The organism is Mesorhizobium sp. B2-3-11, from assembly GCF_006442215.1.
Lineage (GTDB): Bacteria > Pseudomonadota > Alphaproteobacteria > Rhizobiales > Rhizobiaceae > Mesorhizobium > Mesorhizobium salmacidum.
Window position 1 is genome coordinate 42970 of record NZ_VFVS01000002.1, and the last position, 26918, is coordinate 69887.

At 63.7% G+C, this 26918-nt stretch carries 25 protein-coding genes; 8 read left to right on the top strand and 17 right to left on the bottom strand.

The window, feature by feature from the left end:
* The 4 genes from FJ960_RS03605 to FJ960_RS03620 all read right to left on the bottom strand — a co-directional run bounded on the left by FJ960_RS03605 (nt 1) and on the right by FJ960_RS03620 (nt 5325).
* Nucleotides 1-1389 (bottom strand): aldehyde dehydrogenase family protein, encoded by a 1389-nt coding sequence (locus tag FJ960_RS03605; RefSeq protein WP_140711946.1) that lies wholly within the window; start codon nt 1387-1389, stop codon nt 1-3.
* An 81-nt stretch (nt 1390-1470) separates the two neighbouring features.
* A complete protein-coding gene (locus FJ960_RS03610) occupies nt 1471-2841 on the bottom strand; it encodes a glutamine synthetase family protein (RefSeq protein WP_140711948.1) in 1371 nt (456 codons plus the stop codon).
* Between the two features lie 87 nt (nt 2842-2928).
* Nucleotides 2929-4485, bottom strand: coding sequence for an amino acid permease (locus tag FJ960_RS03615; RefSeq protein WP_140504305.1), 1557 nt, complete (start codon nt 4483-4485; stop codon nt 2929-2931).
* A gap of 21 nt (nt 4486-4506) precedes the next feature.
* Complete coding sequence (locus tag FJ960_RS03620) at nt 4507-5325, bottom strand: N-formylglutamate amidohydrolase (protein ID WP_140504306.1); 819 nt, start codon at nt 5323-5325, stop codon at nt 4507-4509.
* Between the two features lie 143 nt (nt 5326-5468).
* On the opposite strand from FJ960_RS03620, the gene FJ960_RS03625 reads away from it, so the two are divergent.
* The 3 genes from FJ960_RS03625 to FJ960_RS03635 all read left to right on the top strand — a co-directional run bounded on the left by FJ960_RS03625 (nt 5469) and on the right by FJ960_RS03635 (nt 10779).
* Nucleotides 5469-6296: a MurR/RpiR family transcriptional regulator gene (locus tag FJ960_RS03625; RefSeq protein ID WP_140504308.1), complete on the top strand. Its 828-nt coding sequence runs from the start codon at nt 5469-5471 to the stop codon at nt 6294-6296.
* Nucleotides 6297-6496: 200 nt separating this feature from the next.
* On the top strand, nt 6497-7651 hold the full coding sequence (locus FJ960_RS03630; protein WP_140711950.1) for an efflux RND transporter periplasmic adaptor subunit: 1155 nt from the start codon (nt 6497-6499) through the stop codon (nt 7649-7651).
* Nucleotides 7648-10779: an efflux RND transporter permease subunit gene (locus FJ960_RS03635; RefSeq protein ID WP_140711952.1), complete on the top strand. Its 3132-nt coding sequence runs from the start codon at nt 7648-7650 to the stop codon at nt 10777-10779. The genes FJ960_RS03630 and FJ960_RS03635 overlap by 4 nt, the downstream gene beginning before the upstream one ends.
* Before the next feature lie 6 nt (nt 10780-10785).
* Here the strand turns inward: FJ960_RS03635 and FJ960_RS03640 are convergent, their stop codons facing one another.
* The 6 genes from FJ960_RS03640 to FJ960_RS03665 form a co-directional block, all read right to left on the bottom strand.
* Nucleotides 10786-11196 carry a GtrA family protein gene (locus FJ960_RS03640; protein WP_140711954.1) on the bottom strand — a complete coding sequence of 137 codons (411 nt, stop codon included), beginning with the start codon at nt 11194-11196 and terminating at the stop codon, nt 10786-10788.
* Nucleotides 11193-12011 (bottom strand): ChbG/HpnK family deacetylase, encoded by an 819-nt coding sequence (locus tag FJ960_RS03645; protein ID WP_140711956.1) that lies wholly within the window; start codon nt 12009-12011, stop codon nt 11193-11195. The genes FJ960_RS03640 and FJ960_RS03645 overlap by 4 nt, the downstream gene beginning before the upstream one ends.
* Complete coding sequence (locus tag FJ960_RS03650) at nt 12008-12991, bottom strand: glycosyltransferase family 2 protein (protein ID WP_140504316.1); 984 nt, start codon at nt 12989-12991, stop codon at nt 12008-12010. The genes FJ960_RS03645 and FJ960_RS03650 overlap by 4 nt, the downstream gene beginning before the upstream one ends.
* Nucleotides 12984-14150, bottom strand: a complete 1167-nt coding sequence (locus tag FJ960_RS03655; RefSeq protein ID WP_140711958.1) for a glycosyltransferase family 87 protein — start codon at nt 14148-14150, stop codon at nt 12984-12986. The genes FJ960_RS03650 and FJ960_RS03655 overlap by 8 nt, the downstream gene beginning before the upstream one ends.
* Before the next feature lie 188 nt (nt 14151-14338).
* Nucleotides 14339-15376 (bottom strand): zinc-binding dehydrogenase, encoded by a 1038-nt coding sequence (locus FJ960_RS03660; protein WP_140711960.1) that lies wholly within the window; start codon nt 15374-15376, stop codon nt 14339-14341.
* Nucleotides 15377-15433: 57 nt separating this feature from the next.
* Nucleotides 15434-16675, bottom strand: coding sequence for an acyl-CoA dehydrogenase family protein (locus FJ960_RS03665; RefSeq protein ID WP_140711962.1), 1242 nt, complete (start codon nt 16673-16675; stop codon nt 15434-15436).
* A gap of 116 nt (nt 16676-16791) precedes the next feature.
* Here FJ960_RS03665 and FJ960_RS03670 point away from each other — a divergent pair, with 116 nt between their 5' ends.
* The 5 genes from FJ960_RS03670 (at nt 16792) to FJ960_RS03690 (ending at nt 20367) form a co-directional block, all read left to right on the top strand.
* Complete coding sequence (locus FJ960_RS03670) at nt 16792-17607, top strand: SDR family oxidoreductase (RefSeq protein ID WP_140504323.1); 816 nt, start codon at nt 16792-16794, stop codon at nt 17605-17607.
* 39 nt (nt 17608-17646) lie between these two features.
* On the top strand, nt 17647-18132 hold the full coding sequence (locus FJ960_RS03675; protein WP_281405562.1) for a MaoC family dehydratase: 486 nt from the start codon (nt 17647-17649) through the stop codon (nt 18130-18132).
* Nucleotides 18129-19163, top strand: coding sequence for a phosphotransferase (locus FJ960_RS03680; RefSeq protein WP_140711964.1), 1035 nt, complete (start codon nt 18129-18131; stop codon nt 19161-19163). The genes FJ960_RS03675 and FJ960_RS03680 overlap by 4 nt, the downstream gene beginning before the upstream one ends.
* A gap of 118 nt (nt 19164-19281) precedes the next feature.
* A complete protein-coding gene (locus tag FJ960_RS03685) occupies nt 19282-19926 on the top strand; it encodes a TetR/AcrR family transcriptional regulator (RefSeq protein ID WP_140711966.1) in 645 nt (214 codons plus the stop codon).
* A 189-nt stretch (nt 19927-20115) separates the two neighbouring features.
* The gene (locus tag FJ960_RS03690; protein WP_140504331.1) at nt 20116-20367 is read left to right on the top strand and encodes a DUF680 domain-containing protein; all 252 of its coding nucleotides are present in this window, start codon (nt 20116-20118) and stop codon (nt 20365-20367) included.
* A gap of 44 nt (nt 20368-20411) precedes the next feature.
* Here the strand turns inward: FJ960_RS03690 and FJ960_RS03695 are convergent, their stop codons facing one another.
* The 7 genes from FJ960_RS03695 to FJ960_RS03725 form a co-directional block, all read right to left on the bottom strand.
* Nucleotides 20412-21461 (bottom strand): Gfo/Idh/MocA family oxidoreductase, encoded by a 1050-nt coding sequence (locus FJ960_RS03695; RefSeq protein WP_140711968.1) that lies wholly within the window; start codon nt 21459-21461, stop codon nt 20412-20414.
* Nucleotides 21461-22246 carry a ThuA domain-containing protein gene (locus tag FJ960_RS03700; protein WP_140504335.1) on the bottom strand — a complete coding sequence of 262 codons (786 nt, stop codon included), beginning with the start codon at nt 22244-22246 and terminating at the stop codon, nt 21461-21463. Before FJ960_RS03700 ends, FJ960_RS03695 begins: the two co-directional genes overlap by 1 nt.
* Before the next feature lie 76 nt (nt 22247-22322).
* A complete protein-coding gene (locus FJ960_RS03705; protein ID WP_140711970.1) occupies nt 22323-22547 on the bottom strand; it encodes a hypothetical protein in 225 nt (74 codons plus the stop codon).
* A 59-nt stretch (nt 22548-22606) separates the two neighbouring features.
* The gene (locus FJ960_RS03710; RefSeq protein WP_140711972.1) at nt 22607-23188 is read right to left on the bottom strand and encodes a sarcosine oxidase subunit gamma; all 582 of its coding nucleotides are present in this window, start codon (nt 23186-23188) and stop codon (nt 22607-22609) included.
* Entirely contained in the window at nt 23181-26174 is a 2994-nt protein-coding gene (locus FJ960_RS03715) for a sarcosine oxidase subunit alpha (protein WP_140711974.1), read from the bottom strand. The genes FJ960_RS03710 and FJ960_RS03715 overlap by 8 nt, the downstream gene beginning before the upstream one ends.
* The gene (locus FJ960_RS03720) at nt 26171-26482 is read right to left on the bottom strand and encodes a sarcosine oxidase subunit delta (RefSeq protein ID WP_140711976.1); all 312 of its coding nucleotides are present in this window, start codon (nt 26480-26482) and stop codon (nt 26171-26173) included. The genes FJ960_RS03715 and FJ960_RS03720 overlap by 4 nt, the downstream gene beginning before the upstream one ends.
* 11 nt (nt 26483-26493) lie before the next feature.
* Nucleotides 26494-26916 carry a hypothetical protein gene (locus FJ960_RS03725; protein WP_140712334.1) on the bottom strand — a complete coding sequence of 141 codons (423 nt, stop codon included), beginning with the start codon at nt 26914-26916 and terminating at the stop codon, nt 26494-26496.
* Nucleotides 26917-26918: the final 2 nt, after the last annotated feature.

The window sequence follows — 26918 nt, forward strand, 5'->3', positions numbered from 1 at the left end:
TCAGATGGCTTCGCGCAGGTGGAATGACTTCGGCCTCGTCAGATTGTCGTAGCCGATGGCCGACAGCCCGGCGCCCTTGCCGGTGTCCTTGACACCGGTCCAGACCAGCGCCGGATCGAGATAGTCGCAGCGGTTCATGAACACCGTGCCAGTCTCGACCCGGTCGCCGATCGCCACCGCATGCTCGGTGTCGCGCGTCCAGATCGAGGCGGTCAGCCCATAGGCGCTGTCGTTCATCAAAGCGATCGCCTCTTCGTCGTTGCGCACCTTCATGATGCCAACGATCGGGCCAAAACTTTCCTCGCGCATGACGCTCATCTGGTGGTCGACTCCGGTCAATACCTCCGGTGCCAGATAGGGCGAGCCGGCCTTGTCGTTAGCCACCTTCATGTTGATGTGCGCCACCGCACCCTTACGCAGAGCTTCGGCCTTCTGCTCGCGGATCAGGTCGGCGAAACGCGCCTGCGCCATCGGCCCCATCGTCGTCGCCTGCTCCAGAGGATTGCCAACGACATAATTCTTCGTCTCGGCGATGAAGCCTTCGACGAACTCGTCATAGACCTTCTCGTGCACATAGACGCGTTCGATGCCGCAGCAGCACTGGCCGGAGTTGAAGAAAGCGCCGTCGACCAGATTGGCGACCGCATGGTCCATCTTGGCATCGGGCAGCACATAGGCCGGGTCCTTGCCGCCAAGCTCGAGGCCAAGCGTCATGAAGGTGCCTGCCGCCGCCTTTTCGATGGCGCGACCTCCGCCGACCGAGCCGGTGAAATTGACATGGTCGATCTTGCCCGAACCCAGCAGTTTTTCGGTCTGGGCGTGGTTGAGAACCATGTTCTGGAAAACGCCCTTGGGCAGGCCAGCCTTGTCGAAGGCCTGCTGGAAGCGCTCACCGACCAGCAATGTCTGCGCCGCATGTTTCAGGATAACGGCGTTGCCGGCCATCAGCGCCGGTACGATGGTGTTGACGGCGGTGAGATAAGGATAGTTCCACGGCGCGATCACCATGACCACGCCGAGCGGATCCTTCTTCACATAGCGGCGGAAGCCGTCCTTCGGGTTGGAGGCCGGCATCGACTTGAGCGCCTGCTGGGCGATCTCGACCATATAATTGGTGCGCTCCTTGACGCCGCCGAACTCGCCGCCATAGCGAACCGGCCGCCCCATTTGCCAGGCTATCTCCGGCACGATCTCGTCGGTCATCGCGACCAGCGCTTCGAGCATCGCCAGCATGTATTTGCCGCGCTCGACGATCGGCGTCTGCGCCCACTTCTCCTGCGCCGCCTTGGCGCGCTCGACCGCGGCATTGATCGCCTGATCCGTCGCGATCGGACGCTCGGCGTAGATCGAGCCGTCGATGGGAGATTTTAACTTGACCGTTTCGGTCATTCGTTCAGTCCTCGCACTTCATGAATCTTGATTGGCGCCGCCACCATTCCAGTGATGGCCAGAGGGCAGCGGCGGCTTGGTTTAATATCGTTCGAACCCTCTGTGCAGTTCCCAATCCGTGATCCGGCGGTCGTATTCGAACTGTTCCCACTTCGCCGTGTGGACATAGTGCTCGAGCACATCCTCGCCGAGCGCCTGCTTCAGCATCTTCGACTTGGCCAGCGTCTCCGTGGCATCGCGCAGTGTCTTCGGAATCTCCGGCAAACGAGAAGCCTGATAGGCGTCGCCGACGAAAGGCTTCTGCAATTCCAGCTTCTCGTCGATGCCGGCAAGGCCGGCCGCGATCAGCGCCGCGAAGGCGAGATAGGGATTGAGGTCGGCGCCGCCGATGCGGCATTCCATGCGGATACCCTTGGTACCCTCGCCGCACAGGCGGAAGCCGGCGGTGCGGTTGTCCTCGCTCCACATGATCTTGGTCGGCGCGAAGGTGCCGGCCTGGAAGCGCTTGTAGGAATTGATGTAGGGTGCCAGGAACCAGGTGAATTCCTTGGCGTATTTCAATTGTCCCGCCGCCCATTGCTGGCCGAGCGTCGACAAGGTCCAGTTGGCCTTCTTGTCGAAAAACAGCGGCGTCTTGCCGTCGGCGCTCCACAGCGAGTTGTGGATGTGGCTGGAATTGCCGGCGAGCCCGTAATTGTACTTCGACATGAAGGAGATCGCCTTGCCTTCGGACTCGGCGATTTCCTTGGCGCCGTTCTTCAGGATGACGTGGCGGTCGGCCATGTCGAGCGCTTCGGCATAGCGCACATTGATCTCTTCCTGGCCCGGGCCCCACTCGCCTTTGGAATTCTCGATCGGAATGCCGGCCGCTTCCATCTCGTTGCGAAGCCGGCGCATGACGCCTTCTTCCTTGGTGGTGATGCCGATCTGGTAATCGCCGATATAGGGCGAAGCGGTGTCGAGACCTTGCCAGTGCTTCTTGCGGGCGGAATCATAGGTCTCGTTGAACAGGTAGAATTCGAGCTCGGAAGCGAAATAGCCGATATAGCCGCGCTCGCTCAGCCGCTTGACCTGTTTCTTCAGGATGGCGCGCGGCGAATGCGGCAGGTCGTCATGGGTGTGGTGGTTGAGCACGTCGCAGATCACCAGCGCCGTCTTCTCCAGCCATGGAATGCGCCGCAGCGTCGCCAGGTCCGGCTTCATGACGAAATCGCCATAGCCCTTCGACCAGCTTGCCGCCTTGTAACCCGGCACCGGTTCCATATCGATGTCGGCCGCCAGCAGATAGTTGCAGCCATGCGTCTCGTCATGCGCGGAATCAACGAAGTATTGCGCCAGGAACCGCTTTCCCGCCAGCCTGCCCTGCATGTCGACGATGCAGGCCAGCACCGTGTCGATCTCGCCATTGGAGACCGCTTTCTTCAACTGATCGAACGAGAAATTTCCGGCCATTCCTTTGGCACTCCAGTGCTTGGTCGTTGAAAGGGAGAAACAAAACCATGGCCGGCGCAATGCCGGCCATGGCCATGATGGCGGATGTCAGTGGCCGGTTTCGCCGACCGCCTGCTCCGCTGCCTTGATCGCGGCCTGGCGCGCCGCGATGATGTCGCCGAGCGGCGGCCCCTGGAAGCGGTTGCGCTCGAAAGCGAACCAGACGATCGCAGTCAGGATGAAGAAGCCGACAGTGATGTAGAGCGCCCAGTCGTTCGGCGGCTGGATGCCGATGATGAAGATCAGGACCATCGACACAATCGACAGGAAGCCGAACAGCATGAACACGCCGCGCCCCATGTTCCACGGCCCCATCTTGTCCCACTTCGGTGTGCCCCAGGCCAACATGCCGAGCACGATCGGCACGATGAAGGACAGGAACAGGAAGATGACGGTGCAGGACACGACGATGGTGTAGGCCGAGGTGCCGGCGACCGAAACCAGCGTCGAGCCCCAGACGAACAGCACCGACAGGATCGACGCCGTCCAGATCGCCGCCACCGGCGTGCGGTAGGTCGGGCTGACCTTGGCAAGGGCCGATGAACCGGGCAGGCCGCCGTCGCGCGAGAAGGCGAAGATCATGCGCGAGGCCGACGTGACGGTGGCAAGGCCGCACAGCAGCTGAGCGACGAAAACGACGAGATAGACGAATTCCTTGATGCCGGGGCTGACGCGCTGGTCGAAGGCCCAGAAGAACACGTTCCAGCCCTGCTTGGCGGCATCGTCCATGTTGGGGATCATCAGCACGAAGGCGACGAGGAACAGATAGCCGAACAGTGCCGACCAGATCACCGACATGACCATGGCGCGCGGCACCGAGGAAGCCGCCTTGATGGTTTCCTCGGAAGTGTGCGCCGAAGCGTCGTAGCCGGTGATCGTGTAGATCGGCAGCAAGAGCCCGAGCGCGAACACCCAAGCGTTCGAAACCTGCGGCCAGACGCCGCCGCCGGCATCGCCGGAGTAATTGTGGAACGTAAACAGCCGGCTGAAATCCCAATGTTCCGCCGAGATCAGGCAGACCACCGCGATCAGGATGGCGCCGAAGAAGATCAGATAGCCCGAGAAGTCAGTCAGCTTCGCCGTCAGCTTGATGCCGAGATGGTTGATCAGGGCCTGGGCACCGGTGATGATGATCAGGAAGATCATCTGGTTGGTCAGCGTGCCCTCGATGCCAAGCGCTGGCCCGAAGGCGCCGACGAAGAACGTCCAGGTGCCGACATTGATGGCACCGAGCACGGTGATCAGACCGAGCAGATTCAACCAGGCTGTCACCCAGCCGGTGCCACGGTTGCCGAGGATGGAACCCCAGTGATAGAGGCCGCCGGCGGTCGGATAGGCCGAGCTGATCTGCGACATGGCGACCGCGAAGGTCAGCGAGACAAAACAGCCGACCAGCCAACCGATGCCGATGCCGATGCCGCCGGCGCCTGAGGTACCTTGCGCCAGCGAATTGATGCCGCCCGAAAGGATGCAGATAATGGAGAAGGAAACCGCGAAATTCGAAAAGCGGCTGAGGCGCCGCTCCAGTTCCTGGGCGTAGCCCATGCTGTGGAGGGCCTTTACGTCCTCCGCCTTGTCAACGTCTGTATAACCCGGTGCTGTCATTGGAAGTCCCCTGTTTGTTTCTCAGCTGGCCGATTGGACTGACTTTCTGACTGAATGCGATCTGGGCCGCGTGGCCTCCTCTGGCTCCAGATTGGAAAAAATGCCGGTGAGCAGATCCGCCCATTTCCGCTGCCCGGTCTCGCCGGAGATTTCGTCGTTGCGGATCTCGATCATCGCACAGGGCAAGCCGCGCGAACGTGCGTGCCGTTCCAGCGTGAAATACACGCGGTCGGCCGGCGAATAGGGCTCGTTGACGCCGACGGTTACGCCGGCAAGCCGCTTGAGTGCCGCGATCAGCGGCGCCGCCAGGCGGCGATCCTCGTCATGGATAACGCCGATGTGCCAGGGCCGGTTTTTGGACTTGTAGACCGGCGTGAAGGAATGGACGGAGACCAGCCGCGTCTCCTGGCCGCGCGCCAGCCGCTCCTCGACGATGCGCTCGATCGTGCTGTGAAATGGCTGCCATGACAGGGCCACCCGCGCCGCGAGCTGCTTCTCGGACAGGCCGGTATTGCCCGGTATGGCTGTCGTTTCGCTGACCTGCGGCACCAGGTCCGGCGCGTCGAGCGGCCGGTTGCAGTCGACGACCAATCGCGAAATCCGGGTTTCGACCAGCGTGGCATCGAGTGCCTGCGCCATCCGCGACGCAACCGGCAGCGCACCGGGATCCCAGGCGATGTGGCGCGTCAGGTCCTCGGCGGCGAGGCCGAGCGTGCCGAATTCGGTCGGCAGGAAATTGGAAGCGTGGTCGCAGGTCAGTACGAAAGGGCTCGATCCGCCGGGGTTCATCACCCGCACGGTATCAGACGATGCAAGGCTGGCGGGCCGTGCTTTCTCCATAGTCTGCCGTCCCCGGGGAGCGCTGTATCGTATGTTACGTATTTTGTCTCATTGCGTCCCTGCGGATGATTTCATACAGTTTGTTTGGCTTTGTCAAATGCGATCTGGGGAAAAGACCGTCGACGGGCCAGGGTGGGGAAAAGATGATTTCCAACATTGCCGAATTGATCGCCGACCGTATCGGCGCGATGCCCGCCGGCGAACGGCGAGCGGCGCAGACGCTGATCGCGAACTACCCGATGATCGGCCTGAAGACGGTCGCCGAATTCTCATCCGCGGCCGGCGTCTCCTCGCCGACGATCCTGCGTTTTGTCGCCCGGCTCGGCTTCCAGAACTATCCCGAGTTCCAGTCGAGCCTGCAGGACGAACTGGCGGCGCAATTGCAGTCGCCGGCGATACGAACGCTCAATCCGCCCTCGCCCAATGGCGGCACGGTGTCGCCCATGCTGGAAGCGACGCTCGACAACATGCGCGAGACCTTCAGGCATCTGTCCGACAGGCAGCTTGCCGACATTGCCACCAGGCTGGCCGAGCGGCGCGGCAAGACCTTCCTCATCGGCGGCCGCTTCACCGATCCGCTGGCGCGCTACATGGCAGCCCATCTGGCCGTCATCCAGCCCGATGTCTTTCACCTCGCCGGCCAGGAGAGCATGTGGCGCGACAGGCTGATCGACATGGGCAAGCGCGACGTGCTGGTGATCTTCGACATCAGGCGCTACCAGGGCAGCCTCCTCCGCTTTGCCGAGAAGGCGCATCAGCGCGGCGTGCAGATCGTACTGTTCACCGATCAGTGGCTGTCGCCGATCGCCCGCTTTGCCCGCCATGTCATTGCCGGGCGAACCGCCGTGCCTTCCGCATGGGATTCTTCGGCGGCGCTCTTCGTTGTCGCCGAAACCCTGATCGGCGCTGTCACAAGGCAGCTCGAGGCCGACGGCGCCCGGCGCATCCGCGAGATGGAAGACCTGCGATAAGCAGATCCCCCGGGCATCGCATCGGCTCCGCTACAGCGTCCCGAATTCACGTTACCGAGATTTAATGTGCACGATTGCGTGATAATTGCCATAAACCAATATCGGGGTGTGGCGTGGCCGGTTGTTGCCGCCAGCCCGCATCGTCGCTGCATCCGCTTCCACCTGGAACCCAGCGGACGATTGTTGCCGCTGGAGTATCGATGTCGAGCTGGAAACAGATTGTCCTTGCGTTTGTGATCGTGGTCGCCGCCGTAGCTGCGTGGGCGCGTTTCTACCCCGGCGCTCCCGGAGTGCTGTCACGCTGGGGGATGGACTGGGCGTATGGCGCGACGCCTCCAGCAAAGGACACCGCAGCGGCTGGCGCCCGGCAGACGGGGCGCACCCGGATTGCCACGATCGTCGCGTCGCCAGCCAGCATGGCCACGATCAACGACCGCCTGCAGGCGATCGGCACCGGCCGTGCCAGCGCCTCGGTGACCGTCAATCCCTATAGTTCCGGCCGCCTTGCCGAACTGCTGGTCGAATCCGGCAGTCATGTCGATAAGGGGCAGATCATCGCCTCGCTCGATCCCGACACGGAGATCATCGCCCAGAATCGGGCCAAGCTCGCTTTGCAGGATGCCCAGTCCAAGCTCGACCGCGTCAAGTCGTTGCGTGCCTCAAACGCCGCGACGCCGGTCGCGGTCGCCGATGCGGAAGTGGTGCTGGCCGGCGCCAAGCTGGCGCTTCAGGATGCCGAGCTTGCGCTGCAGCGCCGCTCGATCCTGGCGCCGATCGCCGGTACCGTCGGCATCCTGCCGATCTCGGCCGGCAACTATGTGACCAACCAGTCGGCGATCGCCACGCTTGACGACCGCTCCTCGATCCTGGTCGATTTCCAGGTGCCCGAGCGCTTCGCGGCCGCTGTCAAGGTCGGCGCGCAATTGACGGCGACGCCGATCGCCAATCCGAGCAAGGCCTATACCGGGACGGTGTCGGCGATCGACAACCACATCGATGAAAAGAGCCGCACCCTGCTGGTCAAGGCCAAGATCGCCAACCCGGCCGATTCGCTGCGCGCCGGCATGTCGTTCTCCATCACCATGAAATTCCCCGGCGAGACCTATCCGGCCGTCAGCCCGCTGGCGATCCTGTGGGGATCGGAGGGCGCCTATGTCTGGCAGATCGAGGACGGCAAGGCCAGGCGGTTGCCGGTTCGCATCATCCAGCGCAACACCGAAACCGTATTGATCGCCGCGAAGATCGACAGCGGCGACATGGTGGTCACCGAAGGCACCCAAAATGTCAGCGAAGGCGGCGAGGTTCGCATCGCCGGCCAGGACCAGCGCGCCGCCAATGCCGCGGAAGGCTCATGACCGGCCCCGCCAACGCCTCCAGCGACACCGGCTTCACCGCGCTGTTCATCCGCAGGCCGGTGATGGCCTTCGTGCTGAACACCCTTATTGCCGTTGCCGGCCTCGCTGCCTTCTACGGTGTCGAGATCCGCGAATTGCCCGACGTCGACCGTGCCGTCGTCACGGTCTCCACCACCTTCGAAGGGGCCGCCGCCGAAACCGTCGACCGCGAATTGACCGACACGATCGAGGGCGCAGTCGCCCGCGTCTCCGGCGTCAAGTCGATCTCGTCTTCGTCCTCCTTCGGCTCGAGCCGTGTCACCATCGAGTTCAACGACGGGGTCGATCTCAACGTCGCCGCCTCGGACGTGCGTGACGCGGTCGGCCGCGTCGCCAACCAGATGCCGGACACGGCCGATCCGCCGCGCATCGTCAAGGCCGACGCCAATTCCGACGCGGTGATGCGGCTGGCGGTGACCTCCGACACCATGTCGATCCAGGACATGACGGTGGTGGTCCAGGACCAGATCGAGGACGAACTGGCCGCCGTGCCCGGTGTCGCCGACGTCCAGGTCTATGGCGACCGCGACAGGATCTTCCGCATCGATGTCGACCAGAACAAGCTGGCCAGCCTTGGCTTCACGGTCGCCGACCTCAGGGCGGCGCTTGCCTCCGTCGCCTTCGATTCCCCGGCCGGGTCGATCACCACGACAAACCAGGACCTGATCGTCCGCACCACGGCCGACGTAACAACGCCTGAGGAATTCGAGAACATCATCATTGGCGGCACGACGCGCATCCGCGATGTCGCGACCGTCACGCTCGGCCCCGATGTCGGCCAGACGGCGCTGCGTTCGGACGGCAAGACGGGCATCGGCATCGGCATCATCCGGCAGGCGGAATCCAACACGCTGGACATTTCGACCGGCGTCCAGGCCGCCGTCGCCAAGCTGCAGGAGAACCTGCCCAGGGGCATGTCGATCAAGATCACCAGCGACGACGCTGTCTTCGTCAAGGGTGCGGTGCACGAGGTCGAGATAGCGCTTGGCCTGTCGGTCACCATGGTGCTGATCGTGATTTATGTCTTCCTGCTCGACTGGCGCGCCACGCTCATCCCGGGCCTATCGATGCCGGTCGCCATGATCGGCACCATAGCCGCCATCTATCTGGCCGGCTTCTCCGTCAACATCCTGACGCTGCTTGCTTTGGTGCTGGCCACCGGCCTTGTCGTCGATGACGCCATCGTGGTGCTTGAAAACATCGTGCGACGGCGCAACGAAGGCATGGGCCCGCGCGCGGCCGCCGTGCTCGGTGCACAGGAAGTGTTCTTCGCCGTCGTCGCCACGACGCTGACTCTGGTCGCCGTCTTCGTGCCGATCTCGTTCCTGCCGGGCCAGACCGGCGGCCTGTTCCGCGAATTCGGCTTCGTGCTTGCGATGTCGGTGCTTCTGTCCTGCGTGGTGGCACTGACGCTTTGTCCAATGCTTGCCTCACGCATGCTGACCAGCGCGTCCCTCCACCACGAAAGCGGCCACGGCATTGGCGCGCGCATCGGCGGCGTCCTGAATGCCGGCTACAAGCGCGCCCTCCATGCATGCCTCGACGCACCGTGGATCGTGGTTCTGGTCGCGGTGCTGTTTGCCGGCATCGCGTTTGCGCTGTTCGGCACCATCCGCCAGGAGCTGACGCCAACCGAGGACCGCGCCGCCGTGCTGTTGCGCATCAACGCCCCGCAAGGCGTCAGCCTCGACTATACGACGCAGCAGATGCAGAGAATCGAGCGCCTGATCCAGCCCATGCGCGATTCCGGCGAGATCCGCTCGACCTTCGAAAACGCCGGCCAGAACGGCTCCTACAACTCCGGTTTCATGGTGATGACGCTGGCGCCGTGGGACGAGCGCAGCCGCAGCCAGCAGGAGATCATGGCCGAGATCAGCCAGTTGACCAGGCAGGTGCCCAGCGTGCGCATCTTCCCGGTCCAGCCCAACAGCCTCGGCATCCGCGGCGCAGGCAATGGCCTGCAATTCGCGCTGGTCGGCAACGACCGCAAAGCGCTTAGCGACGCGGCGGTCAAGATCATCGCCGAGATGCAGAAGGATCAGCGTTTCCAGACGCCGCGCCTGTCGATCGACCCGACGCAGCCGCAGCTCGCCGTGGCCATCGACCGCGAGCGCGCTTCCGATCTCGGCATCGACATCACCGGGCTCGCCAACACCATGCAAGCCATGCTCGACGGCAACGACGTCGTCGATGTTTACGTCGCCGACCGTAGCTATGGCGTGAAGCTGGTCTCGACCACCAACCCGATCAACGACCCGACCGATCTGGAAAATGTCTTCCTCAAGACGGCGGATGGCCGCTTCGTGCCGATGTCGATCATCGCCACGCTGACCGAGCGCGCCGTGCCGCCGTCGCTCTCGCGCGAACAGCAGCAGCCTTCGGTGGCGATTACCTCGAATCTCTCAGGCAATTTCGCGCTTGGCGATGCGCTGACACGCGCGCAGGAGATCGCCGCGCCGCTTCTGCCGCCCGGCAGCCGCATCCTGCCGCTGGCCGAAGCCGCGACTTTGGGCGAAACCAATAGCGCAATGGTCACCATCTTCGGCTTCGCGCTGGTCATCATCCTCTTGGTGCTGGCCGCCCAGTTCGAGAGTTTCGTCAGCGCCGTCATCATCATGGCGACGGTGCCGCTCGGCCTTGCCTGCGCCATTTTCGCCTTGCTGCTCTCGGGCACCAGCCTCAACGCCTACAGCCAGATCGGCCTGGTGCTTCTGGTCGGCGTCATGGCCAAGAACGGCATCCTGATCGTCGAATTCGCAAACCAGCTGCGTGATCGGGGCCTCGGCGTGCGCGAAGCGATCGAGCAGGCTTCCACCATTCGCCTGCGGCCGGTGATGATGACGATGATCTGCACAATTCTCGGCGGTGTGCCGCTTGTGCTGGCCGCCGGCGCGGGCGCCGAGGCGCGCGTGGCGCTTGGCTGGGTCATCGTCGGCGGGCTTGGCTTGGCGACCGTCTCGACGCTGTTTCTGACACCGGTCGCCTATCTCCTGCTTGGCCGTTTCGTCACCCCGAAGACCCACGAGGAAGCACGGCTGAAGCGCGAACTCGAGGAAGCCGCCTACACCAATGTGGAACCAGCGCAATAGAGATAGCTATTTCAGCAGCCGGCCTTCGATCGACCAGCGGGCGGCAAGGAAGTTCAACACAGCCGCCACAATGACGCCGCCGATCTTTGCCGGCCACACACCGGTGATACCGGCGAAGAGTGCGATCGACAGGCTGGAAACGCCGAGCGAAATCAACGCCCCAGCCGTGACGAACCGCAGGAAGGCGTCATGCAGCCGGATGGCGTGATTGCGCTCGAACGACCAGAAGCCATTCGCCACGAAAGAGAAGATCACGGCGATCGACCACGAGACGACATTGGCGGACAGCGGCGGGACATGCAGCTTGAGCAGCAGGGAGAAGCCGGCAAGATCGATGGCCGTGTTCGCCAGTCCGACAAGCGTAAAACGGACGATCTTGCTGCCGGTCGAACGCTGGGGCTGTTTGCCGCCGCTCATCCCATGCCGTCCATGATCTCGACACCGGCGCGGGCCAGGCGCGCGCCGAACGCGTCCGAGGCCAGAACCCCAAGTTCCACTTCGCGCACGCTTTGCATCGGATCGCGCGCGCACAGTGTTTCGTCGACATGGCCGGGGTGGCACATGAACAATCCATGGTCCGGCAGCGCTTCGACCGCAGCCTCCAGCAATGGGGCAAATTTTCCGGGTTGCCGCCAGTCATAGATGCCGGCGAGCGGCTTCCAAACGGCAAAGCCGGCGCGCTGCATCGATTGGTTGAAGCCGGCGGCCACGGCAGCGATTGCCGCGATCTTCGGTGCGACGGCGGCATCACCCAGCGCGGGAGCGCCGCGCAACACCGGCCTGCCCGCAGCTTCACGAAAATTCGCCCGCAGCCAGCCGCGCACGACGGGCAGGAAATGCACGTGCTGATGTCCGTCGATGAAGTCGGGCTTGCGGCCCAGCGCCTCGACGAAACGACTATATTGCGCGCCGAGTTCGGCATGGACGTCGCGCTCATCGATCCGGCTGCGCAAGACCGGCAGGGCCAGCGAACGAAGCGGCGGCAGCCGGCCCTCAGGCGCCAGGCTCGATTTGCCCGTGACGGCTGGCTGGTCCGTAAGGGTCAGGTGCAGTCCGATCGCCGCGTGACCGCACAGTGGCCTTATACGCGCCGCCGCCCCAGCCCATTCCGGAAAACCGGTCATGCAGCTGGTGCCGGTCAGGCGTCGCCGGTCAAGCAGGTCGAGAATCCCGGCGCAAACCCCTGGCGCCAGGCCGTAGTCATCGGCGATCAGGCGAATGCGCCGCGTCATCCGCGGGACGCGCCCGCGGCGCCGTCCGAAACGTCGCTGCGCACGACATCGCGCACGATATACACCGGACGGTCCTTGCTCTCCGACAGCGTGACCCAGACATATTCGCCGATCAGGCCAAGGAGGGTGAGGTTGAGGCCACCGAACAGGACGACGGCGACCATCAGGCTGGGATAGCCAGGCACTGCAATGCCGTAGAACATCACTTCGAAGAACACCTTGGCGCCGTAAACGACGCCCGCCAGCGCCGCCAGCATGCCGCTCAGACTGATGATGCGCAGCGGGATGACGGAAAACGACGTAAAGCCTTCCAGCGAAAAGGCGATCAGGTTGAGCCGGCTCCATTTCGATGTGCCGATGGCACGATTTTCCGGCGAATAGGGTATGGCTTTCTGGCGGAAGCCGGCCCAGGCGAACAGGCCCTTGTTGAAGCGCCGCTTGTCGCGCAAGCTTGTCAGCGCGCGCGCCACGGTACCGCGCATGACGCGAAAGTCTCCCGCATTCTCGGGGATATCGAAACGCTGGCTGCTGTTGATCAGGCTATAGAACAGCTTCGCCAGCTGGCTGCGCCGCCAACTGGCCTCGCGCCGGTCGTTCTGGGCGTAGACGACGTCGATATCGTGGTGTTCCACCAACTCGGCAATCATCTGCAGGCTGACATCCATGGAATGCTGAAGGTCGGAATCCATGATCAGCACCATGTCGCCGCGCGAATGGTCGAGGCCGGCGAGCACCGCGACCTCCTTGCCGAAATTACGGCTGAGCCGCACGACCTCCCAGGAACCCGACAGCGCCAGCGAAAACCGCTCGGCGCCATCGTCGCGACTGCCATCGTCGATCAGGATCTTATGGACGGCCATGCCGAAACGGCTTGATACCGCTTCCTCGAGCCTCTCGAGCAGCCCGGCAAAGGCCGACGCCGACTGCGCCTCATTGAAGAAGGGCGCTACGATGTCGAGTTTCTGCCGCAACTCAGCCATGTGCAACGGGTCCGACATTCACCGCCTTGTCGCGCGCCTTGGTCCAGAACCACCAGATCAGCGAACAGGCGATGAAGGTGACCGCGAGCGGCCGGAACCAAGGGTAGAAGAAATTATGCATGTGGCGCTCGACGCTGGTCAAACCTGTGAGGAACAATACCGTCGACAGCACCGAAGCCAAGACGCCACCACGCTCCTCCCGCCACAGTGTGGCGATAGCGAGACCGGCAGGCACGGCGATCATGGCATAGGTATTTGGCTCGACGCGCGGATTGAAGACGCACATGTAGAAGGCGGCCGTCAGGAAGATCGCCAGTCCGGCCATCCCGGGCTGGAGCTTGCGGTCGAACCAGAGGACGATCGATAGCGTAAGCAGTGCCACGACGACGCGCACGATCGTGGCGGCGAATTCAGGCATGGGCACTCCTGCCGAGGTGAAAGGCGCCGTGAAGTCGGTAGGGACAAAGTGGCCGGACTGGTCGACGGCCATCGAGGTCAGCATGCGGGCGAAATCACCGTACTGCGCGTTGAGATAGCCGGCAGGTGCGAAGGCATACGGTATGGCGAGCACGAACAGCACCGCCAGCACGAGCACGGGTATCAGCCGCAGGCGCAGGGCTCCCACCAGCAAAAGCATGATGATCGCGGTCGGTTTGGCAATGATGGCGACCGAAGCCCAGAAGAAGGTCTCGGCGCGCCGCCCTTCGAGCGCCGACAGGGTCAGGAGCCAGCAGGCGCCGGTCAAGAGGATCGTCGCCTGGCCGTTGCGGATCGCACCCAGCGCCATCGGCAGGGCAAGGAAGAGCCCGAAGGAAAGCAGCCACGGCAATTCCCCGCCGCCGATTTTGCGCACTTGCCGCATCGCCGCGAAGGTGAGCGCCGCGAAGCCCACCGCATGCCACACCACGCCGCCCAGATACGGTCCAAGCTTCAGCACCGGCACGTAGAGCGCGGCAAAGGCCGGCGCGTAGAGATAGCCCATCTCCGACCGGAGATTGTACAGCGGCTGGCCGCCGAGGAATGCCTCGCTGCCATATCCGTAGGCCTGCATCACCGTGCGCGTGTGGGGCGACCATAGCACCAGGCCGAGAACGACCAGGAACGCCCCGACCCACATGCCCAGCCCCAAACGGTCGAAAACCGGCTTGGAAATCGTCATCAACACACCCCGCACGCCATCGCGGAAGACGCCTCAGCCTGGCGTCGTCCCGGCATTCGATGGCGGCGGCATATCACGGACAAAGCGGCCAGGCATAGGGGGGGGCTCAATGGCGCAAGCTACGATCCGGCCGTTCCGATAGCGCCGGACACGTGATTGTGTCGGGCGTCGAGAGCAAGGTCACCACTTTAAGGCCGAATGAACACCTTGCCGTTAGGCTTGGCCAGTTCCGCCGGCACGCGTGCCATTGCCTCGACCAACGGAATGACCGCCGTCACGTCGGTCGACCAGCGTCCATCGGAAAAACGCTTCTGCGCCTCGAGGATCGCCGGACCACGCCGATCCCTGGATTGCCGCATCCATTCGCTCAGCCAGAAGCCCTCGATGTGCTTGTGCTGGAAGATCAGTTGGCCGGGTTCGCGGATGACCGTGGCCTCGGGATCGAGCCGGCCATAGATGATCCAGCGCGCCCGTTTCGGCATTGCATTGAAGATGGCTGAAGCCAGCGGGCCCGTGACAGCATCGAGGAAGATGCGCGGCTGTTCGGCCTTCATCACCTCGCGCAGCGTGGCCTCGAAATCCGGCGCCTTCTCGTTGAGGACATGCGCCGCGCCAAGCTCTTTAAGCATGGCGATCTGCTCGTCGCGGCGCACGGTGACAACAGGCCGGAACCCTTCCTCGCTGGCAAGGCCGATGATCAGCTTGCAGAGCTGGCTGGCGCCGGCGGTCATGACGAAGGCCTTCTCGCCTTCCTGTTTGACGATGTCGAACATGGCGATCGCGGTCAGCGGATTGACGATCATCGCGGCGCCGTCCTCGTCGCGCACCGTATCGAGCAGCGGAATGCAGGCCGCCGCCTCGGCGAGCGCATATTCGGCCCACGAGCCCCAATTGCTGAGACCGGTGGCGAAAGCGACACGCTTGCCGACGAGGCTTTTGGGATAGGGCTCCTCGCCGCCCGCGACGACCGTGCCGACGCCCTCGAAGCCGGCCGGCTGACCCTTGGCGCGCGGCTGGCCATACTGGCCCTTGATGAAGGCGACATCCGATGGATTGATCGAAGCCAGGCTGACCTTGATCAGCACCTGGCTCGGTCCGGGCGCAGGCACGGCGATGCTGCCCGGCTCGAGATAGGGCTCCATCGCATCGAGCGCACTGCCGCTCGGCGTCCTGGTATAGCCGTCACCGACCAAGAGCAGCGCCTTCATTTCGGAGGGGATGGTCATCACTGACACTCCTTGGTTGCCGCAGGCAAACCCATATGTGGCCAGCCGAACTGCCGCTCAGAGCTTCTCCTGCGTGTATTTCTTCAGCTCCGTACGCGCCACCTGGCGGCGATGGACTGCGTCAGGCCCGTCGGCGAGGCGCAGCGTCCTCAGATGCGTCCACGAGCGCGCCAGTGGCGTATCCTGGCTGATGCCCTGGGCGCCGAACATCTGCACCGCCTCGTCGGTGACCTTGAGCGCCACGCGTGGCGCGACGACCTTGATCTGGCTGATCCAGGGAGCGGCGGCCCGCGCGTCGCCCTGGTCGATCATCCATGCCGCCTTGAGGCAGAGCAGGCGGGCCATCTCGATCTCCATGCGGCATTCGGCGATGATGTCGAAATTGGCGCCAAGCTTCGCCAGCTTCTGGCCGAAGGCCTCGCGGCGCACGGAACGCTGGCACAGCATCTCCAGCGCCATCTCGGCCTGGCCGATGGCGCGCATGCAGTGATGGATGCGGCCGGGGCCGAGCCGGCCTTGCGCGATCTCGAAGCCCCTGCCCTCGCCCAGGATCAGGTTCGAGGCCGGTACCCGGACATTGTCGAAGCGAAGATGCATATGGCCATGCGGCGCGTCATCGTCGCCATAGACCTGCATGGCGCGGACCTTGGTCACGCCTTTCGTGACCGAGGGTACCAGGACCATCGAGTGGCGGCGGTGCTGCGGCTCGTTATCGCCGCCGGTCCGCACCATGACGATGTAGATGGCGCAGCGCGGATCGCCGGCGCCCGACGCCCACCATTTCTCGCCGTTGAGCACGTAGTCGCCGCCCTGCCGCTCGCAGCGCATGGAAATGTTGGTGGCGTCGGAGGAGGCGACATCCGGCTCCGTCATCAGATAGGCCGAGCGGATTTTTCCGTCCAGCAACGGCTCGAGCCATTCCCGTTTGTGCTCGGCCGAGCCGTAGCGTTCCAGAACCTCCATATTGCCGGTGTCCGGTGCCGAGCAGTTGAATGTTTCGGCGCCGAGATGCGCCTTGCCCATCTCCTCGGCCAGATAGGCGTATTCGACAGTGGACAGGCCGTAGCCACGTTCCGAGCCGGTCGACCAGAAGTTCCACAGGCCGCGCTCCCGTGCGGTCTTCTTCAGCCCTTCGAGGATCTCGCTCTGGCGTTTGCTGTAGACCCAGCGGTCGCCGGCCTTGCCGACTTCGCCCAGGAACTCCTTGTCGAGCGGCATGATTTCGTCGCGCACCATGGCCGCGACGCGTGCGTGGATCGGCTTCAGCCGCTCGGTCATGCCGAGATTCATCTGCGTCATCGATCGCTAACCCTTCATGCAGGCCGGGCATTTTATCCGTGGCAAGGATGACCGTACTTCGGATAGCCTTGTCAACGCGAACTGTTTGCCCGCGGGCGAAGGCGCGGAGAATTTGGATGAGCTATCTGGATGAGCTGTTTTCGGTTGCCGGCAAGACCGCGCTGGTGACGGGAGCGGCGACCGGCATCGGCCGCATGGCGGCAACCGCGCTGGTCAAGGCCGGCGCTAGCGTCATGATCGCCTCGCGCAAGGGCGAGGACTGCATCAAGGTCGCCAGCGAGTTGAACGGACTTGGCGCCCCGGGCCGGGCGGAAGGCTTTGCCGCCGACGTTTCCAGCGAGGTTGGCATTGCCGCCCTGGTCGGTGAGGTCAAGGCACGGACCGAAAGACTGCATATTCTGGTCAACAATGCCGGCGTGTCCTGGGGCGCGCCGCTGGAGAGCTTTCCCTATCACGCCTGGGCCAAGGTGTTCGGCGTCAATGTCACCGCGGTCTTCCATCTGACACGCGAATTGCTGCCGCTGCTTGATGCTGCTGCAAGCGAAGCCGATCCGGCCCGGGTGATCAATCTGGGATCGGTGATGGGCACGCAGCCGCTGGCCGACGATGCCTATTCCTACACCGCCTCCAAGGCCGCCGTGCATCATCTGACACGCACGCTGGCGTTCGAATTCGCTGGCCGCCGCATCACCGTCAACGCCTTCGCACCAGGCCCATTCCAGAGCCGCATGACCGCATTCGCCACCGGCACGGACGAACAGGCCAGGCATGTCGGCGGCCATGTCCCAATCGGCCGCATCGGCACGCCGGATGACATTGCCGGCGCAACGCTCTATTTGTGCAGCCGTGCAGGCAGCTATGTGACCGGCGCCATCCTGCCGATCGACGGCGGGCAGTCGGTGCAGCATGGGTTGACCTTATTCAAGGAATGACATTTCCGGCCGCAGAAGCCGGGAGTGAAACAGGAGGACATGAGCGTGGAACCGATCAGTCTCGATGTGCTTCTGGCCAGTGTCGGCAAGGAGGTCGGCGTTTCGCCCTGGCGCGTGGTCACGCAACGCATGATCGATCAGTTCGCGGACGCCACCGACGATCACCAGTTCATCCACTGCGATCCGGAGCGGGCCAAGCGCGAAACGCCGTTCGGTGGCACCATCGCGCACGGCTTCCTGTCGCTGTCGCTGTTGTCGGCGATGACGTTCGAGACCATGCCGCCGCTGGAAAACGGCAAGATGGGCGTCAACCATGGCTTCGATTCGCTGCGCTTCCTGGCGCCGGTGAAGACTGGCGCGCGCATCCGCACCCATTTCGTGCTGGCCGACGTCAAGGTCAGGCCATCGGGCTGGGTGCAGACGGCGCATGACGTGACCATCGAGATCGAAGGTTCCAAAAAGCCGGCGCTGACCGCCCGCTGGCTGACGCTGACCTTACTTGAACGTCAGCCCGAGACGGTATGAGCGACCCGAACGCGCTCGACCAGGCGGCGCTTGCGCCTTACCTCGAGGCGCACATCCCGGGCTTTTCCGGGCTCGCGGCAATCGAAAAATTCAAATCCGGCCAATCCAACCCGACCTATCTCCTGACGGCGGCAAGCGGCCGTTACGTGCTGCGCGCCAAGCCGCCAGGCCAACTCTTGAAATCGGCGCACCAGGTCGACCGCGAATTTCGGGTGATGGAGGCGCTTTCGGGCACCGCCGTGCCGGTGCCCAAAATGCTGCATCTGTCGGCCGAGGGCTCGCCGATCGGTCGCATGTTCTACATCATGGGTTTCCTCGATGGCCGCATCTTCTGGGATCCGGCACTGCCTGAGGCCCGCGACAACGATGAGCGCGCCGCGACGTACGATGCCATGAACGGCACGCTTGCGGCCCTGCACGATGTCGATGTCGAGGCCGTGGGTCTCAGCGCTTTCGGCCGCCCCGGCAATTACTTCGAGCGGCAGCTGGCACGCTGGACCAGCCAGTACCGTGCCTCCGAAACCGGTACCATTGCCGACATGGACCAACTGATTACCTGGCTGGAGATGCATAAGCCGGCCGATGACGTCAGGGCCTCGCTTGTGCATGGCGACTATCGGCTGGACAATCTGATCTTCGCGCCGGACCAGCCGAAGGTACTGGCGGTGCTCGACTGGGAATTGTCGACATCAGGCCACCCCTTCGCCGACATCGCCTATCAATGCATGCAATGGCGCCTGCCGCATGCATCCGGCTTTCGCGGCCTGGGCGGCATCGATCGCTCGGCACTCGGCCTGCCTTCCGAGGAAGACTATGTCGCCGCCTATTGCCGGCGACGTGGGCTGACCGGCATCGGCAATTGGACATTCTTCCTCGCCTTCTCCTTCTTCCGGCTGGCTGCAATCTGCCAGGGTGTCTACAAGCGGGCGCTCGACGGCAACGCTTCCAACCCGGAGAAGGCCAAAACCTATGGCGAGGCGGTGAAATTGCTCTCGCACCTCGCCGTCCAACTGATCAACAAGCAGGCGTAACGGGAGACGGGATGGGTCGCTTCTGACGCCTGCCGCTTGGGAACCCGCGGCGCCCTTGTTCGTTTCCGTACAGCGTATATAATTTAGCCAGGGCACCAACCAGACAAGGGCAACGGACTTGCCGCTGAGCCTCCAGAAACGCCGCGAGAAACAAAAGGCCGAACTGCGCTCGGAGCTTGTCGCGGCCGCACACAAGCTCGTCCAGGAAGAAGGCTATGAAGGCCTGACCATCCGCAAGCTGGCCAAGCGGGTCGGCTACGCGCCGATGTCGGTCTATTCCTACTTCGCTGACAAGCAGGACATCCTCTTCGCGCTGGCCGAGGACGCGTTTGAAACGCTCGCCCGGCGCATCGAGGAGCACCCGTCCGACGATCCGATCGAGGCCTTGCAGGCGGTGATGACCGAATATGCCGCCTTCGGGCTCGGCAATCCCAACGAATACCGCACTGTCTTCATGACCGAAAAGACCAAGCTGCCGGAAGGCAAGAGCTACGAGGACATGGAGGAAGGCAACCCGGCGATGAAGGTGCTGATCAGCAGGGTCGAGGCCTGCGTCGCCGCCGGTAAATTGCGTGGCGATCCGCGCGCCATCGCCACCATGCTGTGGGCGGTCGGCCATGGCACGATCTCGCTGCTGATCACATTCCCCTTCTATCCCTTCGGCGACGCGCAGGCTTTCGTGAAGCGGATGTGCGATTTCACCCTTGCCACGCTCAGCACGCAAGATGTGCCGCCGTTGACCGAAACACCGGTAAACTGCTGAGCGCGACCTCTTCGTTTTTCCAGATTTCCTCACCGCCTCTCCCAGCCAGAATGGGGCGGATTTCTTGGTTAACAAAAAGTCTACCGTACGTGTACAATTTCTCTTGAACTTCGCGATCGACGGACGTATTTGTACAAAACAACGTACATGTACGGAACAAATTCACCCCGTCGAACACGGAGACTAACCATGAAAAAGACACTCCTCACCCTCGCCGCCGTCCTGGCGCTTTCGGGTTCGGCCTTTGCCGCCAACAACACCCCCCACGCGGTCAAGCATTCGACTGCAGCGACCTGCGTCGACACCAAGACCAATGTGAAGCTCGATTGCGCTTCGACCGGATCGGTCGATAAGAAGGCTTCCACGGAAGCCACAACCGACGGCAAGGGTCCTAGGCTCGGGATCACGGTGAACCCGTGGATCATGCCGAGCGCCTACTGAGATTTTCCGAAAGTCTGGCCGGCTCAGCCGGCCAGATGGTGATTTCAGGCGATCGAGACCGGCAGCTTGGCCGCTGAACTTTCGAAGGCCGCGTCGATCAGCTTCTGCATGTCGGCGGCGCGCCGGAACGACGGATCGCCGTTCCGTCCCGTGTCCAGCGCATCGGCGAAGCGCCGGGCATTGTGCTTGACGTCAGGCGGCGTCAGCATCCGCCAACGGTGCTGATCGACGTCGTCACCCAGGCAGGCCGACAGCCGCGAAACCTTGCCGTCGGTCTCGACCTTGATCGCGCCCTTGGTGCCGTGCAGGGCCAGCGACAAATCATTGCCATGGCCCGTCGTGTAGCGGCTGGCCATGATCGTGGCCAGCGCGCCTGAGCTGAGCCGCGCCGTTACCGCCAAACTGTCATTGACGTCGAGCACATAGTCACCGATGCGGTCGCCCTCCGCCTTCGGAAACGTCACCAGATCGGCATGCAGCGAGACGATATCCTGGGCCGCGCCATAGGTCGCGAAATCGAGGATATGGATGCCGACATCACCCAGAACACCCGTCGAACCGTGCCGGCTCGACAGGCGCCACAGCCATTTGTCGTCGACCCGCCAGTCACCCCAGAACTTGCTGACCAGCCAGCTTTGCCGGTAGTTCGCCTCGACATGGCGCAGCTCGCCGATCTCGCCGGCCTCCACCATGCGCCGCGCCTCGTGGATCACCGGCGTGTTGCGATAGGTCAGGTTGACCATGTTGACGAGCCCGGCCGTCTCGGCGGCTTCGCTCATCGCAAGCGCATCGGCATGGTTCGGCGCCAGTGGCTTCTCGCAGAACACATGTTTCCCGGCGGCCAGCAGGGCGAGCGTCGTCGCCTTGTGGACCTGGTCCGGCGTCGCGTTGATGGCGGCATCGAACTCGCCCCAAGCGATCGCAGCTTCGAGGCTTTCGAAGAAATTGCCTATTTTGTTGGCGGCGGCGAACGCCGCCGCGCGGCCCGGCAGATGATCGACGCAAGCGACGATGGTACAGCTCGGAACCTGACCGAACTCCTCGATATGATGTGCCGCGATCCAGCCGGTGCCGAGCAAAAGCAGGCGATGCATCAGCTCAGCCCCCTCTCGCCGTCGGCATGCAGACGCAGGCCTTTCTGGACGATCTTCTCCTTGGCCTTGTCCGTCGGCACATTCGGCGCGTTGGTGATGCCGGACCATGCCGGGGCGGGGTTGTGCGCCCAGTGCACGGCGTTGCGCAGCACCTGCTGCACGCCTTCATTGTGATAGATCGGATAGGTCTCGTGGCCCGGTGAGAAATAGAAGATTTTTCCCGCTCCCCGCTGATAGGTCAGGCCGGAGCGGAACACCTCGCCGCCCTCGTACCAGGAGATAAACACCGTCTCCAGCGGCTCCGGCACCGCGAACGGCTCGCCATACATTTCCGTCTCGCCGATCTCCAGGCATTCGCCGATGCCTTGCGCTATCGGGTGGCCGCGATTGATCGCCCAGACACGCTCGCGCTCGCCCGCCTCGCGCCATTTCAGCGAACAGGGCGTGCCCATCAGCCGCTTGAAAATCTTCGAGTAGTGGCCGGAATGAAGCACGATCAGCCCCATGCCTTCCCAGACCCGCTTCTGGACGCGCTCGACGATCTCGTCCTTGACCTCGCCATGGGCGGCATGGCCCCACCATAGAAGCACGTCGGTGGCCGCCAGGCGCGTGTCGCTCAGGCCGTGCTCGGGTTCCTGCAAGGTGGCGGTGGTCGCTTCGATCCGCTTGTCCTGGTTGAGCGCGGCGGCGATGGTACCGTGCATGCCCAAGGGATAGAGGACGCGCACGGCGGCATTGGTCTGTTCATGGACGTTCTCGCCCCAGACAACGGCTTTAACAGGCATTTTTCCTCTCCAAAGCGCTTTGAGTACCGCATCCGATGAGGTCTTGGAAAGATGTCGTCGATCAAAATTTGTGAAATCAGGGCTTGCGGGCCTTGCGGCCAGGGACTGTCTTGGCCTTGCCAGGCTTGGCCGGTGCGCCGGGAATGGACGACCCCGTAATCGACACGGGATCGCTGGCTGGAAATGTGTCCTCGAGGCCTTCCTCGAGTTCATCTTCGGCGTCGGCCTCGTGATGCCGCTCATGTTCAAGCGAACGGACCGCCGCGGTTTTCGGCGATTTCGGCGCGGACCTCGACGGCATCGGCAGTTCTCCCTCGATTTGTCGCCGCACAACGGACGCGGGCGGCAAACGTTCCGGGGTCAGCCGGCGGCGTCGCGGGCTCCCTCGGACAGGAAAGTAAAGACATAGTCCGAGAAAGAACGCCAGCACTCGACCCTGAAGGCCTCGTCGGCCGTGCGCAACAGCACGATCTCGGCCTTGCCCAAAATGGTGCGCGAAGCGGCGCCCACCGGGAAGGCGTCGAGCGACAGATCCTGCGGGCAGCCCGAATTGATCGCGGCTTCCGCCGCCGGGCCGGTGACGGAAATCGCGATGTTGCGATGCGAGATGCCGACCGACGAGTGCAAGGTTGAAACCTTCGCGCAATCGGCGAGCGGGTCCTTGCCGGCCTCGTCGATGACAAGCCACTCGTCCGGCCCAAGCCACAGCGCCGTACGGCCGCTCTTCGACGCCGAGGTTTTCGGCTGCTTCGGCAGGGTCACACCGAGCGCCTTCGACAGAGCGGCGACCGAAGCTTCCGGCGCGCGCAGCGAAATGCGCAGGGCCGGCGGCAGCACTTCGACCTTGACACCCGTTGCGGAGACAGTGCGCCCGGCCAATGCCGGACGCCGCTCCGCCGAGGGCGAAGCCGTCGCGGCCGTCTTTGCAGCAGCTTTAGCCATTGAGGCGCCCTCCCGTCTCGTCGAAGAACACCATGCCGGCAACCTCCACTTCAATCACCCCGTCCGGCATCGGCACGTAGAGCGTGTCGCCCATCCGGTCACGCCCGCCGGCGACCAGCGCCAGGGCGATGGAACGGCCGCAATTCTGCGACCAGTAGCTCGAGGTAACGTGGCCGATCATCTTCATCGGGATTGCCTGCTTCGGGTCCTCGACGATCTGCGCGCCTTCTTCCAGCACCACCTTGGGGTCCTTGGTCTTCAAGCCGACCAGTTGCTTGCGGCCCTTGGCGACCAGGTCCGGCCGCGCCATGCCCCTGATGCCGACGAAGTCGGCCTTCTTCTTGCCGACCGCCCAGTCGAGGCCGGCGTCGTTTGGCGTCACCGTGCCGTCCGTATCCTGGCCGACGATGATGTAGCCCTTCTCGGCGCGCAGCACGTGCATCGCCTCGGTGCCGTAAGCGGTGGCGCCATGCTTCTGGCCCTCGGCCCACAACGCTTCCCAGACGGCCTGGCCATAGTCGGCCGGGACATTGACTTCGAAACCGCGCTCGCCGGTGAACGACATGCGGAACAGCCGTGTCGGCACGCCACAGATCTTGCCTTCGCGCACCGACATATGCGGCAGCGCTTCATCAGACATGTCGATGCCTTCGACCAGCGGCGCGATGATGTCGCGGGATTTCGGACCCTGCACGGCAATGACCGCCCACTGCTCGGTGATCGAGGTCAGCCAGACATTGAGATGCGGGAACTCGGTCTGGAGGTAATCCTCCATGTGGTTCATGACGCGCGGCGCGCCGCCCGTCGTCGTCGTGACATGGAAGCGGTCCGGCGCCAGCCTGCCCACGACACCGTCATCATAGATGAAGCCATCCTCGCGCAGCATGATGCCATAGCGGCAGCGGCCTGGCTCCAGCTTCTCCCACGGATTGGTGTAGAGCAGTTCCATGAACTTGGCCGCGTCCGGGCCGACCACTTCGATCTTGCCCAGCGTCGAGGCATCGAACAGGCCGGCTTGATTGCGGACCCCAACGCATTCGCGGTCGACCGCCGCATGCATGTCCTCGCCGGCTTTCGGGAAATACCAGGCGCGCTTCCACTGGCCGACATCCTCGAACACCGCGCCTTGCGCCTCGGCCCACGGATGGATCGCGGTTCTGCGTGTCGGGTCGAACAGCGGCCCACGCGCATGGCTGACAATCGCGCCGAAGGTGACGGGCGTGTAGGGCGCGCGGAACGTGGTCAGGCCGACCTCCGGGATCGGCTTGCCCAGCGTTTCGGCGGCAATCGCCAGGCCGTGCATGTTGGAGGTCTTGCCCTGGTCGGTCGCCATGCCGTTGGTGGTGAAGCGCTTGACATGCTCGATCGAGCGCATGCCTTCATGCACCGCCTGGCGGATGTCCTTGGCGGTCACGTCGTTCTGGAAATCGACGAAGGCTTTAACCGTCGTGTCCGGTCCGGCGCCGGGCGCCGCACCCAGCATGCCGCGCGACCAGCTCTCCGAGGCGTCCACCTTCGGTTTGGTCTCCTTGGCGGCTTTCGCGCCGGCATCCTTGGCCGCCTTGGCGCCCGCCGCATAGGCCTCGTCGACCGTCGCCGCCAGTCCGTCGGTGCCGTTGCAGGCGCCGACCGAGACGCAGTCCTGCGCGTAGGTGCCGGGCACGAACCGCTTGGTCTCGTCGTTGAAGGCGACCTTGCCGCGCGACTGCGAGAACAGATGCACCGACGGTGTCCAGCCGGCCGACATCAGGATCGCATCGACCGGAATTGTGCGTTCGCCGCCGCCATTCTTCGGCTGCACCGTCATCGACGACACCCGCAACTTGCCGCCGGCGCGGATCACAGCACGGCCGAAATTGATCTCGATGCCGAGCGCCCTCGCCTCGTCGATCACCGGGCCGGTCGGGTTGTCGCGCAAATCGACGATCGCCGCCACGTTGACGCCGGCCTTCTTCAGGTCGATCGCGGCGCCGTAGGCCGAGTCATTGGCGGTGTAGACACCGACATTTTTTCCGACCGCGACACCATAATGGTTGAGGAAGGTGCGCGCCGCGCCCGCCAGCATGACGCCTGGCCGGTCGTTATTGGCGAACACCATGTGGCGCTCGATGGCGCCGGAGGCCAGCACCACGCGCTTGGCGCGGACCTGCCATAGCCGTTCGCGCGGCAGGTCGTGGCCGGGGGCCTTCAGGTGATCGCTGACGCGCTCGACCAGGCCGACGAAATTCTGCGCGTAATAGCCGAACGCCGTGGTGCGCGGCAGCACGCGGACATTGTCCATCGCACCCAGCCTGGCGATCGCCGCTTGCGCCCAGGCAAAGCCGTCCTTGCCGTCGATCTTCGCGCCAGACTCGAAGCGCAGGCTGCCGCCGAACTCGGCCTGCTCGTCGGCCAGGATGACGCGCACGCCGGTCTCCGCCGCGGCAAGCGCCGCCGCGATACCAGCCGCGCCGCCGCCCAGCACCAGCACGTCGCAATGGGCGTAGCGCGAGGAATAATGGTCGGGATCGGGTTTGTCGGGCGAAACGCCGAGGCCGGCGGCTTCGCGGATCTTGGGTTCGTAAAGGCTCTTCCAGGCCGCCTTCGGCCACATGAAGGTCTTGTAGTAGAAACCGGCCGAGAACAGCGGTGATGCCAAATCGTTGACCGCGCCGACGTCGAAGGATAGCGACGGCCAGCGGTTCTGCGAATTGGCGGCAAGCCCGTCATAGAGTTCCTGTACGGTGGCGCGCACGTTGGGCGTCTTGCGCGCGTCATCACGCACGATCTGCACCAGGGCGTTGGGCTCTTCCGCGCCGGCCGAGAGGATGCCGCGCGGGCGGTGGTACTTGAACGAACGGCCGACCAGATGCACGCCGTTGGCAAGCAGCGCCGAAGCCAATGTGTCGCCCTCGATGCCGGCATAGGACTGGCCATCGAAGCTGAAGCGGGCGGTCTTGGCCTGGCTGAGGCGTCCGGCGCCGGGAATGCGCAACGCGCCGCTCATTTGGCAAGCCCTTCGTTGGAGTTTTTGGGCAGCTTGGAAGGTTTTGGCTCGCCGGCCTTGTAGGTCATGACGAACTTGTCGGTGACGGTGTCGCGCACCGCGTTGAAGAAGCGCGCGCAGCCATGCATGTGCCGCCAGCGCTCATAAATGATGCCCTTGGGATTCGAGCGGATGAAAAAGAACTTCTCGAAATCGTCGTCGCTCTCGCCGGCCATGTTGGCCGAACGCGCGATATGCGCCTCGCCGGCGTTGCGGAATTCGAGTTCCGGGCGCTCTTCCTCGCAATAGGGGCAGCGGATGAGAAGCATCGTGTTTGTTCCTACAATTCGCCGTGGCCGACGCGCGCGCCCGCCGGTTGATCGCAAAGCTTCTGGCCCATGGTCATGAAGGGAGCGACGAGTCGCAGCCGCTCCTCGACGCTCGTCGCCGCACTGAAGAGATCGCGGTTGGCCATGTTGCCGAGCGTCAGCTGCATCGGATCTGTCGTAACGATGACGCCACGCGGTTGGAAATCCTCGTCCTCATCCAGCCCATGCGGTCTGCCCTCGTAGAACATCACCACTTTCTGGCCGACGCTCCAGACGCAGGCGAGCATTCCCTCGTCGACCGAAAACGGCCAGCCGGTCTCGTTTCCGGCACGGCTGATCGGCTGCAGCCGCACCTCCTGCGCCGTCGGAACATGGAACATGCCCTGTTCCCCCGCCAGCATCAGCGGCATCGCGACAGCGATATCAGTCATCATCA

Coding starts and splice junctions, on each gene's coding strand:
- FJ960_RS03605 (WP_140711946.1), bottom strand. CDS start 1,389: ATGACCGAAACGGTCAAGTTAAAATCTCCCATCGACGGCTCGATCTAC.
- FJ960_RS03610 (WP_140711948.1), bottom strand. CDS start 2,841: ATGGCCGGAAATTTCTCGTTCGATCAGTTGAAGAAAGCGGTCTCCAAT.
- FJ960_RS03615 (WP_140504305.1), bottom strand. CDS start 4,485: ATGACAGCACCGGGTTATACAGACGTTGACAAGGCGGAGGACGTAAAG.
- FJ960_RS03620 (WP_140504306.1), bottom strand. CDS start 5,325: ATGGAGAAAGCACGGCCCGCCAGCCTTGCATCGTCTGATACCGTGCGG.
- FJ960_RS03625 (WP_140504308.1), top strand. CDS start 5,469: ATGATTTCCAACATTGCCGAATTGATCGCCGACCGTATCGGCGCGATG.
- FJ960_RS03630 (WP_140711950.1), top strand. CDS start 6,497: ATGTCGAGCTGGAAACAGATTGTCCTTGCGTTTGTGATCGTGGTCGCC.
- FJ960_RS03635 (WP_140711952.1), top strand. CDS start 7,648: ATGACCGGCCCCGCCAACGCCTCCAGCGACACCGGCTTCACCGCGCTG.
- FJ960_RS03640 (WP_140711954.1), bottom strand. CDS start 11,196: ATGAGCGGCGGCAAACAGCCCCAGCGTTCGACCGGCAGCAAGATCGTC.
- FJ960_RS03645 (WP_140711956.1), bottom strand. CDS start 12,011: ATGACGCGGCGCATTCGCCTGATCGCCGATGACTACGGCCTGGCGCCA.
- FJ960_RS03650 (WP_140504316.1), bottom strand. CDS start 12,991: ATGGCTGAGTTGCGGCAGAAACTCGACATCGTAGCGCCCTTCTTCAAT.
- FJ960_RS03655 (WP_140711958.1), bottom strand. CDS start 14,150: ATGACGATTTCCAAGCCGGTTTTCGACCGTTTGGGGCTGGGCATGTGG.
- FJ960_RS03660 (WP_140711960.1), bottom strand. CDS start 15,376: ATGACCATCCCCTCCGAAATGAAGGCGCTGCTCTTGGTCGGTGACGGC.
- FJ960_RS03665 (WP_140711962.1), bottom strand. CDS start 16,675: ATGACGCAGATGAATCTCGGCATGACCGAGCGGCTGAAGCCGATCCAC.
- FJ960_RS03670 (WP_140504323.1), top strand. CDS start 16,792: ATGAGCTATCTGGATGAGCTGTTTTCGGTTGCCGGCAAGACCGCGCTG.
- FJ960_RS03675 (WP_281405562.1), top strand. CDS start 17,647: ATGAGCGTGGAACCGATCAGTCTCGATGTGCTTCTGGCCAGTGTCGGC.
- FJ960_RS03680 (WP_140711964.1), top strand. CDS start 18,129: ATGAGCGACCCGAACGCGCTCGACCAGGCGGCGCTTGCGCCTTACCTC.
- FJ960_RS03690 (WP_140504331.1), top strand. CDS start 20,116: ATGAAAAAGACACTCCTCACCCTCGCCGCCGTCCTGGCGCTTTCGGGT.
- FJ960_RS03695 (WP_140711968.1), bottom strand. CDS start 21,461: ATGCATCGCCTGCTTTTGCTCGGCACCGGCTGGATCGCGGCACATCAT.
- FJ960_RS03700 (WP_140504335.1), bottom strand. CDS start 22,246: ATGCCTGTTAAAGCCGTTGTCTGGGGCGAGAACGTCCATGAACAGACC.
- FJ960_RS03705 (WP_140711970.1), bottom strand. CDS start 22,547: ATGCCGTCGAGGTCCGCGCCGAAATCGCCGAAAACCGCGGCGGTCCGT.
- FJ960_RS03710 (WP_140711972.1), bottom strand. CDS start 23,188: ATGGCTAAAGCTGCTGCAAAGACGGCCGCGACGGCTTCGCCCTCGGCG.
- FJ960_RS03715 (WP_140711974.1), bottom strand. CDS start 26,174: ATGAGCGGCGCGTTGCGCATTCCCGGCGCCGGACGCCTCAGCCAGGCC.
- FJ960_RS03720 (WP_140711976.1), bottom strand. CDS start 26,482: ATGCTTCTCATCCGCTGCCCCTATTGCGAGGAAGAGCGCCCGGAACTC.
- FJ960_RS03725 (WP_140712334.1), bottom strand. CDS start 26,916: ATGATGACTGATATCGCTGTCGCGATGCCGCTGATGCTGGCGGGGGAA.